Source organism: Roseovarius sp. A-2 (genome assembly GCF_002072155.1).
Lineage (GTDB): Bacteria > Pseudomonadota > Alphaproteobacteria > Rhodobacterales > Rhodobacteraceae > Roseovarius.
Window position 1 is genome coordinate 157,078 of sequence record NZ_BDIY01000001.1, and the last position, 14,374, is coordinate 171,451.

The 14,374-nt window shown below is 64.0% G+C and carries 11 protein-coding genes and 1 other RNA gene; 8 read left to right on the forward strand and 4 right to left on the reverse strand.

What is annotated here, in order from left to right:
* Nucleotides 1-117: 117 nt before the first annotated feature.
* Nucleotides 118-216, reverse strand: an RNA gene (gene ffs / locus BHD06_RS00845) — signal recognition particle sRNA small type.
* Entirely contained in the window at nt 214-2,163 is a 1,950-nt protein-coding gene (locus tag BHD06_RS00850) for a bifunctional 2',3'-cyclic-nucleotide 2'-phosphodiesterase/3'-nucleotidase (RefSeq protein ID WP_080455088.1), read from the reverse strand. Before BHD06_RS00850 ends, ffs begins: the two co-directional genes overlap by 3 nt.
* A 237-nt stretch (nt 2,164-2,400) precedes the next feature.
* Between BHD06_RS00850 and nudC the strand changes: the two genes are divergently transcribed.
* Together nudC and BHD06_RS00860 are read left to right on the forward strand one after the other, a co-directional pair.
* Nucleotides 2,401-3,372, forward strand: a complete 972-nt coding sequence (nudC, locus tag BHD06_RS00855) for an NAD(+) diphosphatase (RefSeq protein ID WP_080455089.1) — start codon at nt 2,401-2,403, stop codon at nt 3,370-3,372.
* 54 nt (nt 3,373-3,426) lie between these two features.
* Nucleotides 3,427-3,894 carry an SRPBCC family protein gene (locus BHD06_RS00860; protein WP_080455090.1) on the forward strand — a complete coding sequence of 156 codons (468 nt, stop codon included), beginning with the start codon at nt 3,427-3,429 and terminating at the stop codon, nt 3,892-3,894.
* Between the two features lie 8 nt (nt 3,895-3,902).
* On the opposite strand, the gene BHD06_RS00865 is transcribed toward BHD06_RS00860, so the two are convergent.
* A complete protein-coding gene (locus BHD06_RS00865) occupies nt 3,903-4,598 on the reverse strand; it encodes a GntR family transcriptional regulator (RefSeq protein WP_254892262.1) in 696 nt (231 codons plus the stop codon).
* Between the two features lie 152 nt (nt 4,599-4,750).
* Here BHD06_RS00865 and BHD06_RS00870 point away from each other — a divergent pair, with 152 nt between their 5' ends.
* Nucleotides 4,751-6,181 carry an NCS1 family nucleobase:cation symporter-1 gene (locus BHD06_RS00870; protein WP_080455092.1) on the forward strand — a complete coding sequence of 477 codons (1,431 nt, stop codon included), beginning with the start codon at nt 4,751-4,753 and terminating at the stop codon, nt 6,179-6,181.
* A 57-nt stretch (nt 6,182-6,238) separates the two neighbouring features.
* Here the strand turns inward: BHD06_RS00870 and BHD06_RS00875 are convergent, their stop codons facing one another.
* Entirely contained in the window at nt 6,239-7,081 is an 843-nt protein-coding gene (locus BHD06_RS00875) for a prephenate dehydratase (RefSeq protein WP_080455093.1), read from the reverse strand.
* A 119-nt stretch (nt 7,082-7,200) separates the two neighbouring features.
* On the opposite strand from BHD06_RS00875, the gene BHD06_RS24660 reads away from it, so the two are divergent.
* The 5 genes from BHD06_RS24660 to BHD06_RS00900 all read left to right on the forward strand — a co-directional run bounded on the left by BHD06_RS24660 (nt 7,201) and on the right by BHD06_RS00900 (nt 14,314).
* A complete protein-coding gene (locus tag BHD06_RS24660; RefSeq protein ID WP_080455094.1) occupies nt 7,201-8,277 on the forward strand; it encodes a cytochrome c family protein in 1,077 nt (358 codons plus the stop codon).
* Between the two features lie 160 nt (nt 8,278-8,437).
* A complete protein-coding gene (locus BHD06_RS00885) occupies nt 8,438-10,378 on the forward strand; it encodes an extracellular solute-binding protein (RefSeq protein WP_139784606.1) in 1,941 nt (646 codons plus the stop codon).
* Between the two features lie 18 nt (nt 10,379-10,396).
* Nucleotides 10,397-11,491, forward strand: coding sequence for a microcin C ABC transporter permease YejB (locus BHD06_RS00890; protein WP_080455096.1), 1,095 nt, complete (start codon nt 10,397-10,399; stop codon nt 11,489-11,491).
* Nucleotides 11,492-11,585: 94 nt separating this feature from the next.
* Nucleotides 11,586-12,692, forward strand: coding sequence for an ABC transporter permease (locus tag BHD06_RS00895; RefSeq protein WP_080455538.1), 1,107 nt, complete (start codon nt 11,586-11,588; stop codon nt 12,690-12,692).
* Entirely contained in the window at nt 12,689-14,314 is a 1,626-nt protein-coding gene (locus BHD06_RS00900) for an ABC transporter ATP-binding protein (protein ID WP_080455097.1), read from the forward strand. The genes BHD06_RS00895 and BHD06_RS00900 overlap by 4 nt, the downstream gene beginning before the upstream one ends.
* Nucleotides 14,315-14,374 lie beyond the last annotated feature (60 nt).

Genomic DNA, 14,374 nt, shown 5'->3' on the forward strand with positions numbered 1-14,374 from the left:
GGTCCCGGCGCCGCAGAGGCGTGCAGCCAGCCGTCTTACCGGGAACCGTACCTTCAAAACCGCCGACGCCCACCGTGTTCTCAGGGAGAACGGCTTTCAGTGCAGGCATGGAGGAAAGGGTGAGAGGTTGGACAACGACCCAAGCGTGGCTCGTTACGGCTGCTTCCTTCCGGATCTGACCGGGTTGGCGAGGTGCCTGCCCGCGCCAACCTCTCAATGCCTCAGATAGGCCCCCTTGAAGGGATTCGCAAGGGAAGGCTGCGACGCCATTCGCGCCAGCGACAGGTGCAAGCGGAGAAAGCCGCGCTCGGTGAGGCCGGCATCGACCGCGCCGAGTGCCGCGATCTCCTGCGGGTGGGCGCGCAGACCCGGCCCGGTCTCGATCTCCACTGTGGCGCGGGGCAGGGGGGCAAAGCGCCAGGTGTCGCGCGCCATGGGGATGAGCGTGCCGCGCCGCGCCAGGTGATCGACGATCAGGTCGCGGATCGGGCGGCTGCTGTGGTGCACTCGCCCGCCCGCGGCGAGCGCGGCGAAGGGCCCGCCGCCCCAGGCGCGATAGCTGTTGGTGGCGATGGCGAAGCGGTCGTCGTCCTGCACCGGCTGTCCGGCATGCTCCAGGTCGCGAATTCGCCGGGCCATGGGGGCGACCAGCTTGCCCTCGAGATCGTAGCGTGCGGGCTCTGACAGGTCGATGCTGTAGCCAAGCCCGTCGATCACGTCGAAATCATGCCCCGGCACGCGCGGATCGAGCAGCGGCTGCGGCGCGGTGCCCGGCGTGATCCGGTTGAAGCAGATCGCCGCGCGTTCCAGCCAGTCGCGCAGCTCCGCGCCGGTCACGATCAGACCGCAAAGCGTGTTGGGATAGCCGTAGAGATCGGCGATGTTGCGCAGCCGCAATGGCCCGGCGGGAATGTCGGTATAGTGATCGGCCCCGCCGCGCCCGCCGGTCTTGAACGGGGCCGAGGCCGAGAGCACCGGCAGATCGGCATGCGGGGTGTCGCGCAGCGCCTCGGCCAGGACCGTGCGTTGCGCGTCATTGACGAGTTGCGTGGCCGGATCGTTGCGCAGCAGCGCGAGATAGCTGTGCAGCGGCGCGGTTGTCGCGCCGATCACACGATCCGTCAGGCGGATCGTATGGGCATGCGCCCGGGCAAGCGCCCGGGTGATGTCCCGGCGGGGCGGGGCGTCGGCGGCCGGGATCAGCGCCGCACGATGCCGTGCGATGTGCCATGCGCCATCCCGCCGCGCGAGTTCGAGATCGAGCTGCCCCAGATGCGAGCCGCCGAAGCCCGCGTTGAGGCAAGGCGTGCCATGCAGCGTGGCCTGCGCGAGATCGGCCCCCGGCGTGCCCGTGTGATCCGGTCCGGGAAAGCGCCGGTGGCAATGCCCGGCCAGCACCGCGTCGATCCCGGGCAGCCGCGCCAGCGCACGGGCCGCGTTTTCCATCATCGGAGCCTCGGGGCCCTGCTCGATTCCGCTATGGGCCAGGGCGATCACCAGGTCGGCCCCTTGCGCGCGCATCACCGGAATCCAGGCGCGCGCTGTTTCGACCATGTCGCGCGCCCGCAGGCGGCCCGACAGATAGGCGTGATCCCAGGTGGTGATCTGCGGCGGGGTCAGCCCGATCAGCCCGATACGCAGCGCGTGGCACGTGCCGTCGTTCTCGCGCAACTCTCGGTCGAGCAGGAGGTAGGGGGGCATCAGCGTTTCGTCATCGGTGGGGTCATCGCCCAACCGCGTCACCGCATTGGCGCAGGTCAGCGGAAACCGCGCCGCGCGCAGCGTCTCGCGGAGCCAGTCGAGACCGAAATTGAACTCGTGATTGCCGAGTGTGGCAGCATCATAGCCCATCAGGTTCATGGTCCGCAGAACCGGATGCGGCCCGAGCCAGCCCTGACCGGGCTGGGCCGTCATGTCGCTGAGTGCGGTGCCTTGCAGGAAATCGCCGTTATCGAGAAGAAGGCAGTTTTCCTCGCCGATTGCGGCCCGCGCGCGCTCAACCAACGTGGCGATGCGGGCGAGCCCGTGCGGCCGGTTGTCCGCGTGGGTGAAATAGTCGAAGGGCAGGATATGGCCATGCACATCGGTGGTCGCCAGGATGCGCAGCGTCACACCCGGCGGCGGGTCGTCAGGCTCGGTCGGGGGGGATGGCGTCCTGGTCAAAGTGAAGCGGCTACATTGTTAATGGATCGCGGGGCGGATCGAAATGTGCATAGCCCAAGTCTTGATGATAGCCCCCATGGGCACAGTTTAAGCGGTTAAAGATAGAAAATTCAATATACCTAGGGTTGAACTTATCGTGTTCTGTTGCGCAAGGGGCAAGGCGCGAGTCAAGAGATCGGCTTGTCTTCTCTGGCCCAGCCGTGAAAGTAAGGCGCGACAAAGGGGCAGGAGAGCGGGATGCGACGGGCAGAACGGGTGACATTCGGGGGATCGGGGCTGGACCGCGCAGACGAGTTGCGCAGCGATGCGGAGGCGATTGCCGCAGCGGTGGCCGAGGGGCGCGCGCGCTCGGTCGTGCTCTGGCGCGGCAAGCCGCTGTTGGCCGCAGGCGGGCTGGACCGCTTGATCTATTTGGCAGCCGATCATCCGGTGCTGGCGCGCTATCATGTTCCCCCGATCCTTTTGGGCCGTGACGAGAGCGGTGAATTGTTGCTTGCGCATGACATTTCCGCCTGGGTGCCGCCGGGTCTGGCCCCAGATCAGCTCGATACGTTTCTCGACGCGACCGAGCAGGTTCATCCCGACCTGCCCGAGGGCAGCGCCTTTGCCGAACTGCGCCGCGTGATGTCGCATCTGAGCCCGCGCGAGGCGGAACTCGCGGCCACCGCCAAGGCGGTGTTCGGCTGGCATGTCACGCATCGGTTCTGCGCGCGCTGTGGCAACGAAAGCCGGATGATCCGCGCCGGATGGCAGCGCGCCTGCGACCATTGCGGCGGGCAGCATTTTCCGCGCACCGATCCGGTGGTCATCATGTTGATTACTCGCGGTAACTCGGTTCTGATGGGCCGTTCGCCGGGATGGCCCGAGGGCATGTATTCGCTGTTGGCGGGCTTTATCGAGCCGGGCGAGACGATCGAGGCCGCCGTGCGCCGCGAGGTCTGGGAAGAGGCGGGCGTGCGCGTGGGGCATGTGGGCTATCTGGCGAGCCAGCCCTGGCCCTTTCCTGCGTCCTTGATGTTTGGCTGTCACGGAGAGGCGCTGAGCCACGAGATCACCATCGACCCGCAGGAGATCGAGGACGCCCGCTGGATGACGCGGGAGGAAATCCTGGCCGCCTTCGCCGGAGAGAACCCGGATGTCTTGCCCGCCCGCAAGGGGGCGATTGCGCATTTCCTGTTACAGAACTGGCTTGCCGATACGCTGGATTGAGGCGACACTGCACCAGAGGTTCAGGTGGTCATGAGGCAGGCAGGTAGATAGCGCATGCAGTTCAGCAGCAAGGAAGACATTGAGGCACCGATAGACGCGGTTTTTCAGGAAATCACCGATTTCCAGTCGTTTGAGCGGTCAGTGTTGCGGCGCGGCGCCGAGGTGCAGCGCACGGACGCGCTCGACGCCCCGGCTGTCGGCATGAGTTGGCACGCGCGGTTCATGTTGCGCGGGCGCAGGCGCGAGATGGATATCGACCTCACGGCGTATGACCCGCCCAACGGCATCGGGCTTGAGGGACGCTCGCCCGCCGTTCTGGGGCGCATGCAGGTCGATCTGGTGGCGCTGTCGCGCGGGCGTACACGCCTTTCGGTCGATCTGGTGCTGGAGCCGCGCAGCATTTCCGGCCGGTTGATGGTGCAGTCGCTCAAGCTGGCGCGCGCCAATCTGACCAAACGGTTTCGGCTGCGGGTGGCGGATTATGCCGTGGATATCGAAGAGCGGTTCAAGCGCAACGCCTGAGGCTTGCATCACGCGGGATAGATCCCCCACCAGCGCAGCGTATGACGTAGATGTTCGCGGATTTCGGCCTGCGCGCGCCCGCTATCCCCGGCCGCCATCGCGTCGAGGATCGCGAGATGTTCGCGCATCGCCGAGGCGATCCGGTCGGCAAGAAAGGGTCGGCTGTTCTGGATGATGGCGATGCGGTCGCGGTTCTCGGCATAGAGGCGGCGGGCAAGCGTCGAGCCAAGCCCGCCTGCGAGTGCGTCGTGCAGGGACAGGTCTGTCGTGATCGCGTGGCGCGGCAGGTCAGCGCTGATCGCGGCACCGGCAGTGTCGCGCAGGCGTTCATGCGCGGTGCGCAGCGCCGCGAGCGGAAATGGCGCGCCGGTCTCGATGATCCGCCGCGCCCCCTCGCAATCGAACATCGCGCGCAATTCTAGACATTCGCGGGTGGTTTCGGGCCCGACATCCATCACCGTGATCCCGCGCTTGGGCAGGATGCGGAGCAGGCCGCTCGCCTCGGCGCGTTTGACGGCCTCGCGGGTGGCGGCCATCGGCAGGCCAAGCTGCCGGACCAGCATCGGCATCGACAGAAAGCTGCCGCCGGGCAGGCGGCCATCGCGTAGCCGGTCGAGCAGCGCCTGATGGGCCCGATCGGTCAGGCCCTCGCCCCCGTTCGAGGGTGTCGCAGCCGTGGCGGAGGAGACGCGAGTATCTTGCAATCCTTGAAAGTCCTTTTTCAATTCGCGCATTATCATAATCTAACATAGCATCTAACATTTCAGATACAATATCAGACGCACGATCTCAGCCGCCACTCAATCAAGTGCGATGGGCCACATCGCCATGCGCGGCCATAACAGGGAGTTTTGAGATGCAGACGGTGACACTCGACGGACAGGCCGCGCAAGGCGGCGACGACACACTCGACCCGGTCACGCCGGATCAGAAGACATGGGGCTGGTTCGCCATCTTCAACGTCTGGGCGAATGACATCCAGTCGCTGTTCGGCTACTCATTGGTGGCCTCGCTGTTCATTTCCTACGGGGTGAGCGGCTGGACGGCCTTTGCCGCGCTGATTTGCGCGGGGCTCTTCGTGATGTTCCTGGTGAACCTCTCGGGGGCGGCGGGCGAGAAATACGGCATTCCCTACCCGGTCTTCGCGCGCGCCAGCATGGGCACTGCGGGGGCGATGCTGCCGGCGGTATTGCGCTCCACGGTGGCGGTGTTCTGGTACGGGGTGCAGGTCTATTTCGCCTCGACCGCGCTGGCGCTGCTGATCCGCTCGGTCACGGGTATCACCGGCGGCGAAGAGATGCTGGGCCTGACCGGCATTGACTGGCTGTCCTTCGTGTTGGTCTGGGCCTTTCACATCGTCATTTTCTGGCGCGGCATGAACTGGGTCGAGACCTTTCTCAACGTCGCCGGGCCCTTCGTCTATGCGGTTATGATCGGCCTTCTGGCGGTGCTCTGGGTGAAGTCCGACGGCCAGCTCCTGTCGCAGGCGCAGACGATCTTTGCCAATCCTGACGGCACCTGGGCCACGGAGTTCAACGGGTTTATCGCGATCATCGGCACGATGGTGGCCTATTTCGCCGCCGTGATGATCAATTTCAGCGATTTCTCACGCTATGCACGGGACAAGCGCGCGATGGTCGTGGGGAATCTCGTTGGGCTACCGTTCAACATGATCCTGTTCTCGGCACTGGCGTTGCTGACCACGGCGGGCGCGGCTGTTGTCTATGGCGAGGCGATCATCAATCCCACCGAGATCGTGGGCCGCACCGACAGCGTGCTTTTGGGCGTGATCGCCGCGATCACCTTTTTCGCGGCCACCGTGGGCATCAATCTGGTTGCCAATTTCATCCCTGCGGTGAACGGCATCGCCAGCCTTGCGCCCTCGAAGATCGGGTTTCGCAAGGCGGGGTTGATCACCTCGGTCTTTGCCCTCGTGATCGGCGGGTTCTGGACCAGCTTCATCAGCGAATTCGGGATCAGCGGCTTCGTCAACACGCTGGGCGCGACGCTGGCCCCGATCTACGGGATCATGATCGTGGACTATTACCTGCTGCGCAAGGAAGCGCTCAAGCGCGATGATCTTTATGACATGGAGGGCGGTACCTATCACTACAGCAGCGGCTGGAACCGTAATGCGCTGATCGCTTTCGGGATCGCGGCGGTGTTCTCGGTCGCGACGGTCTGGGTGCCCGGGTTGAGCCAGCTTGCGGGCTATGCCTGGGTGATCGGGGCCATTCTGGGCGGGGTCATCTACTTTGTCCGCTGCCGGGCGTCACATCTGGTATGATGCGAGCGCGAGCGACATGCGAAGCCCGGCCCTGTGCCGGGCTTCGTCGTTTCGGCGTCAGTTTTTCTCGTGGCGGCGCGGATCGGCGGGATAGACGCCGAGGATGGTGATGTCGGAGGTGAAGTAATCCAGCTCGTCCAGCGCGCGCGCCACGGCGGGCTCGTCCGGGTGGCCCTCGATATCGGCATAGAATTGCACGACGTTGAAATTGCCGCCGAGCATGTAGCTTTCCAGCTTGGTCATGTTGACGCCATTGGTGGCAAAGCCGCCAAGCGCCTTGTAGAGCCCTGCCGGGATTGAGCGCAGGCGGAACACCAGCGTCGTCATCATCCCGTTCTCGCCGCGCTCCGCAAAATCGGGCTCGCGGGCCATCACCAGAAAGCGGGTGGTATTGGTGCCGTGATCCTCTATGTGGCGCGCGACCACCTCAAGGCCGTAGATATCGCCCGAAAGTTCACTGGCAAGGGCGGCCAACTCCGGGCGGCCCTCTTCGGCCACGTGGCGGGCCGATCCGGCGGTGTCGGCCCCGGTCACGCGGTGGATGCCATGGCGCTCCAGAAAGGCGCGGCACTGACCCAGAAGCATGGTGTGGCTCATCGCGCTTTCGATCTGGTCGAGCCGTACGCCGGGCAGGGCAAGCAGGTTGATATGAACGCGCACAAAGGCCTCACCCACGATATGCAGCCCCGATTCGGGCAGCAGGTGGTGGATGTCGGCGACCCGTCCGAAGGTCGAGTTTTCGACCGGCAGCATGGCCAGATCCGCGCGCCCCTCGCGCACCGCCGCGATCGCGTCCTCGAAGGTGCGACAGGGCAGCGGCTCCATCCCCGGGTATGTCTCGACGCAGGCCTGATGCGAGTAGGCACCCGGCTCTCCCTGAAAGGCGATGCGGTTTGTCATGCGGTTTTTCCGTAATTTCGGCCCGGAAGGGCGTTTGGTCGCGGAAACTACACCTTGCGCGGCGGTAGGGGAAGCGGATAGATACGCGCCCAAGCGACAGAGCAAACGGAAGCGAGCCAATGTTCGACACAATGACACTGACCAAGACCGCCGGGGCATTTTGCGGGGCCCTGCTCATCTTTCTGCTGGGCAACTGGGCAGCCGAGTCAATCTATTCCATGGGCGGCGGGCATGGTGAGGATCACGCACAGGGCTACGTTGTCGACACCGGCGAGGATGACGCAGCCGGGGAGGTTGCAGACGAAGCCCCCGACATGGCCGCGATCTTTGCCTCGGCAGATGCCTCCAAGGGCGAGCGCGTGTTCAACAAGTGCAAGGCCTGCCACGTGCTCGAGGACGGCGCGAACGGTGTCGGCCCGAGTCTTTATGATGTTGTCGGTCGTGATGTCGGGGCCGTCGATGGGTTCGGCTATTCCGGTGCGCTGAGCGAGGCGGCGGATGTCTGGACTGCCGAGAACCTCTATGCCTTCCTCGAAAATCCGGCAGGGTATGCACCGGGCACCAGCATGGGCTTTGCCGGTCTGGGCAAGTCCGAGGATCGCGCGAATGTGATCGCTTATCTCGATCAAGCCGATGGTGAGACGGATATCGTAATCGAGGCCGCAGCCGAGGCGCCTGCCGAAGACGCTGCCAGCGAGGAAGCACCTGCCGAAGACGCCGCCAGCGAAGAGGCACCAGCCGAGGAAGCAGCGACCGAAGAGGAAGAACCTGCGGAGGAAGCAGCGGCCGAAGAAGCACCTGCCGAAGAGGCCGACAGTGAAGAGGTCGCCACTGAGGCCACCGAAAGCGCGGATGCAGGCGGCTCTGAATTTGCCGCCATGGTTGCCTCCGCCGATGCGGGCAAGGGCGAAAAGCTTTTCCGTCGCTGCCAGGCATGCCACAAGCTGGAGGATGGCGCGAATGGCGTCGGGCCGTATCTCTACGGCGTCGTGGGCCGTGACATTGCCAGTGCCGACGGGTTCAATTACTCCGACGCGCTGAAGGGCATCGACGGCGCGTGGACGCTTGATCAACTCAGCGCCTGGATCGCTAATCCGCGTGAATTCGCGCCGGGCAATCGGATGGGCTTTGCCGGGCTCAAGGACGAGCAGGACCGCGCCGATCTGATGGCCTATCTCCAGACCATCGGCAACTGAGCCGGACCGTTTGCCGCGACGATGGCCGCTGCCCCACCGGGCGGCGGCCTTTTTCATGGGCCACGACTATCGGCGCTTGAACAAGCTGCCCCCCCTCCTTAGCTTGCCGGGGACGGATCAAGCGCCAGATACAGAATAGGTGCGACAGCAGGAGGATGACATGACCGGACAGCAAGCCCCCGCCAAGGCCCCGGGTATCGAAATTTTCGCGATTTGGCGGGGGGTGGTGCTGCTGATCGGGCTATGCATCGCGGTGCTCATGGCGCAGGCGGTTGCGGCGGATGAGCATGAAAAGGTCATCACCTCGCATGGCTATTCGTTCTTCGGCGATCTCAAATATCCCGCCGATTACGAACATTTCGATTACGTGAACCCGGATGCGCCCAAGGGCGGTGAAATCTCGCTCTACGCCCCTGGCACCTTCGATTCGATGAACCCCTATTCGCGCAAGGGGCGCGCCGGGCGGCTGTCGTGGATGGTCTATGAGAGCCTCTTGGGCGGGTCCGAGGCCACCGGAGAGCCGCTGCCGGGGGATCGGTATAACGAAAGTTACGGGCTATTGGCCGAACGCCTTGAGTATGACGAGGGCAAGACCTGGGTGATCTTCCACATGCGGCCCGAGGCGCGGTTTGCCGATGGCACGCCGGTCACCGCGCATGACGTGGTGTTCTCCCATAACCTCTTTCTGGAGCAGGGCCTGCGCTCTTATGCCGAGGCGGTCAAGCGCCGGGTGCTGAGCGCCGAGGCGCTGGATGACACCCGCGTCAAGTTCACCTTTGCCGAGGGCATCTCGCGCCGGTCATTGATCGATCAGGTCGGCGGAACGCCGGTCTTTCCCCGAAAATGGTACGAGGAAACCGGCGCGCGGCTGGATGAGCCGCAGCTGGACGCGGCTCCGGGGTCCGGCCCCTATCAGGTCAAAAGCTCGGAAGTGAACCGCAATATCGTTTATGAGCGCAACCCCGATTACTGGGGCTGGCACCTGCCGATCAACAAGGGGCGGCACAATTTCGACCGCATCCGGATCGAGTATTTCGCCGATGACAATGCAGCCTTCGAGGCGTTCAAGGCGGGGATTTACACCTTCCGCCCCGAGGGAAATTCCAAGACATGGGCGACGGGCTATGACTTTCCGGCGGCCAATCAGGGCCATGTGGTGAAAGAGGAGTTGCCCGACGGGCTACCGCCGACGCCCTCGGGCTTTGTCTTCAACCTCGGGCGCGAGGTGTTACAGGACAAGCGGGTGCGGCAGGCGATTGCGCTTGGCTTCAATTTCGAGTGGACCAACCAATCGCTGCAATACGGCCTCTTCAAGCAGCGCCACTCCTTCGTGCAGGACACGCCCTTGCAGGCCGAGGGCGTGCCGGAGGGGGCGGAACTGGAGCTGTTGAAATCGCTTGGGGATGTCGTGCCACCGGAGATGTTGAGTGAACCGGCAGTGATGGCCCACGAGTCCAATGGCGATCGTCTCAACGACCGGCGCAACCTGCGCCGCGCGATGAAACTGCTGGACGAGGCGGGCTGGCCCGTGGGTGACGACGGCAAGCGGCGCAACGCGGATGGCGAGTTGCTGAGCATCGAGATCCCGATTTCCGCCTCGGGCTCCGCCACCATGTCGGCGGTCGTCGAAAGTTTTGTGTCGAACCTGCAACTGATGGGCATTGACGCGCGCTTCGACAAAATCGACGCCGCGCAATACACCGCCCGCGAGCGCGACCGCGATTACGACCTGATCTTTGACAGCTACGTGGCGTTTCTGGAGGCGGGCACCGGCCTGCATCAGCGCTATGGCAGCAAGGAAGCCGCGTTCAGCCTGTTCAACCCGGCGGGGCTGGCGAGCCCGATGGTCGATGCGATCATTGACCGCGCGCTCGAGTCGGGCAGCAAGGAAGAGCAGGACGTCGCGCTGACCGCGCTTGACCGGGCGCTCCGGCATGAGTTCTTCATGATCCCGACCTGGTATCTCGACCGTAGCTGGGTCGCCTATTGGGACATGTACGACTATCCCGAACCGCTGCCCGCCTATGCCACCGGCGTGCTGGATTTCTGGTGGTATGACGCAGAGAAGGCGCAGGCGTTGAAAGACGCGGGCGCGCTTTGATCGGGGAGAGCCACTGAGATGGGGGCCTATATCCTGCGGCGGCTGTTGCTAATCGTGCCGACGCTCTTTGGCATCATGGTCATCAACTTTGCGCTGGTGCAATTCGTGCCGGGTGGCCCGGTCGAACAGATGATCGCCAACATGCAAGGCCAGGGCAATGTCTTCGAGAGTTTCTCGGGCTCGGGTTCCGATACCGGGCAGGACATGGTGGGGGCTGCGGGCGGCAACGAGCAATATGTCGGCGCGCGAGGGTTGCCGCCGGAACTGATCGCGGAATTGGAGGAACAATTCGGCCTCGACAAGCCGCCGCTGGAGCGGTTCGTCAACATGATGTGGAACTACATGCGCTTCGATTTCGGCGAGAGCTATTTCCGCAAGATCGAGGTGCTGGATCTGGTGCTGGAGAAGATGCCGGTCTCGATCACGCTTGGCCTGTGGTCGACCGTCATCGCCTATCTGGTGTCGATCCCCCTTGGCATCCGCAAGGCGGTGCAGGACGGATCGCGGTTTGATACGTGGACCAGCGGGCTCATTATCGTGGCCTATGCGATCCCGGCGTTCCTGTTCGCGATCATGCTGCTGGTTCTGTTCGCGGGCGGCAGCTATTTTCAGATATTCCCGCTGCGTGGTCTCACCTCGGACAATTTTGAGCAGTTGAGCCTCGGCGGCAAGATCGCCGATTACCTCTGGCATATCGCGCTGCCGGTCATCGCCTCGACGATCTCTGCCTTTGCGACGCTGACGCTGCTCACGAAGAACAGCTTTCTCGACGAGATCAAGAAACATTACGTGATGACCGCGCGGGCCAAGGGGCTGGGCGAGGGGCGTGTGCTCTATGGGCATGTGTTCCGCAACGCCATGCTGATCGTGATCGCGGGCTTTCCGGCGGTGTTCATCGGGGTGTTCTTCGGCGGCTCGGTGCTGATCGAGACGATCTTTTCGCTCGACGGTCTGGGGCGGCTCGGCTTCGAGGCGGCGGTGGGGCGCGATTACCCGGTGATGTTCGGCACTCTGTTCCTGTTCGGTCTCATTGGCCTTGTGGTCGGTATCTTGTCGGACCTGATGTATGTGCTGGTTGATCCTCGCATCGATTTCGAGAAGCGGGAGGGTTGAGGATGGGCCGGGCATCATGGGGGCGCTGCCCCCGCCGCGCTTGCGGCGCGACTCCCCCGGAGTATTTGCGGAACGCTGAAGGAGGGGTGCTGTGATCCGACTATCCCCTCTGAACCAGCGCCGCTGGCGCAATTTCCGGCGCAACGGGCGGGCGTTCTGGTCGCTGATCCTCTTTTCGGTGATCTTCACCATCACGCTCTTTGCCGAGTTCGTGGCCAATGACAAACCGATCCTTGTGCAGTATCGCGGCGAGTTCTACGCGCCGATCTTGCGGTTCTATCCCGAGACCGCCTTTGGCGGGGATTTCCAGACCGAGGCGATCTATCGCGACCCCGAGGTGCAATGCCTGATCGCGAGCGGAGGGATGGATATCTGTTTCGACGACCCTGAGGGCGTGATCGCGGATGCCGGGGATGGGGTGGTTGACGGCGAAGAGATCATGAAAGGCTGGGCGATCTGGCCGCTGATCCCCTATAGCTATGACACCACCGTGGACCGGCCCGGTGCCGCCCCACTGCCACCCAATGAGCAGAACTGGCTTGGCACCGATGACACCAAGCGCGATGTGCTGGCACGGGTGATCTACGGGTTCCGGCTGTCGGTGATGTTCACGCTGATCGTGACGCTGGCCTCGAGCGTCATCGGGATTTTCGCCGGCGCGGTGCAGGGCTATTTCGGCGGGCGGACGGATCTGATCTTTCAGCGGATCATCGAGATCTGGGCCTCGACCCCGCAGCTTTACGTGATCATCATCCTCTTCGCGATCCTGCCGCGCAGTTTCTGGCTTTTGGTGGTGATCACGGTGCTGTTCGGCTGGATGGCGCTGGTGGGCGTGGTGCGGGCCGAGTTCCTGCGCGCGCGCAATCTGGAATATGTGCGCGCGGCCAAGGCTTTGGGGGTCGGCAATGTCACCATCATGTTCCGCCACATGCTGCCAAATGCGATGGTGGCGACGCTGACGATGCTGCCGTTTGTGATCACCGGCACGATCTCGCTGTTGGCGGGCCTGGATTTTCTGGGCTTTGGCCTGCCGTCGTCCTCGCCCTCGCTGGGGGAATTGACGTTGCAGGCCAAGCAGAACCTGCAGGCACCGTGGCTGGCCTTTACCGCGTTTTTCGCCTTTGCCATCATGCTGTCGCTCTTGGTGTTCATCTTCGAGGGCGTGCGCGACGCGTTCGATCCCAGAAAGACGTTTGAATGAGTGTGCTGACGGTCAGCGATCTGCGGGTGAGTTTCCGGCAGGACGGGCAGTTGATTCCTGCGGTCAAGGGTGTGTCGTTCAGCGTCGACCGGGGCGAGACGGTGGCACTGGTGGGCGAGAGCGGCTCGGGCAAGTCGGTCACGGCGCTCTCGACCGTGTCGCTATTGGGCAGCTCGGCGGAGGTGACGGGCAGCGTCACCTATGCGGGGCAGGAAATGATCGGCGCGGATGACAAGCGGCTGCGGCAGGTGCGTGGCAACGATATCAGCTTTATCTTTCAAGAGCCGATGACGTCGCTGAACCCGCTGCACACGTTGGAAAAGCAGTTGCGCGAGAGCCTTGAACTGCATCAGGCGCTGACCGGTGATGCGGCGCGCGCGCGGATCGTGGAACTGCTGGAGCGGGTGGGCATTCGGGACGCGGCAAGCCGGCTGGGGGCCTATCCGCATCAGTTGTCGGGCGGGCAGCGGCAGCGCGTGATGATCGCCATGGCGCTCGCGAACAAGCCCGACATCCTTATCGCGGATGAGCCGACAACCGCGCTCGACGTGACCATTCAGGCGCAGATTCTGGAGCTGCTGGCCAATCTCAAGCGCGACGAGGGGATGGGGCTGTTGTTCATCACCCATGATCTGGGCATCGTGCGGCGCATCGCAGACAAGGTCTGCGTGATGAAGGATGGCGAGATCGTCGAGGCAGGCACGGTGGACGAGGTCTTTGCCGCGCCCAAGCACGACTATACGCGCAAACTGCTGGGGGCGCAGGCGGTGGGTGTGCCCGCGCCGGTGCCCGAAGACGCGCAGGTGGTGGCCGAGACCGAAGGCCTGCGCGTGTGGTTTCCCATACAGAAAGGCTTTCTCAAGCGCACTGTCGGCCATGTGAAGGCCGTCAATGCCGCCACGTTGAAGGTGCGGGCGGGCGAGACGCTGGGCATTGTGGGCGAGAGCGGCTCGGGCAAGACGACGCTGGCGCTTGCCATCATGCGGCTGATTGCGTCGCAGGGGCAGATCAGCTTTGTCGGTGAGGATGTGCATGGCTGGTCGACGCGAGACTTGCGCAAGCGCCGGGCGCAGATGCAGATCGTCTTTCAGGACCCGTTCGGCAGCCTGTCCCCGCGCATGACCGCCGCGCAGATCATCGCCGAGGGGCTGGGCGTGCATGGCAATCCGGGCGGGCGGCCCGAGCGCGATCTGGTCGCCGAGGTGATGGAGGAGGTGGGCCTGCACCCCGCCACGATGGACCGCTACCCGCACGAATTTTCCGGCGGGCAGAGACAGCGCATCGCCATCGCCCGCGCCATGATCCTGCGGCCCAGGCTGGTCGTGCTGGACGAGCCGACAAGTGCGCTCGACATGACGGTGCAGGTGCAAATCGTGGATCTGTTGCGCGATTTGCAGGTGAAATACGGGCTGGCCTATCTCTTTATCTCTCACGACCTGCACGTGGTGCGCGCCATGAGCCACCGGGTGATGGTAATGAAGGATGGCGATGTCGTGGAGGAGGGCGAGGCCGAGACGCTGTTTACCGCGCCGCAGACCGAGTATGCGCGCACCCTGCTGGCGGCAGCGCTGGAGGGGCGGGCCGAGGCGACTGACGCTGGACAAGCGACGCAGAAGAGGTGATCGCACGCACGGGACGCGCTCACATCCGCTCACGTTCCGCACACCTGGTCTGGCAAGCCG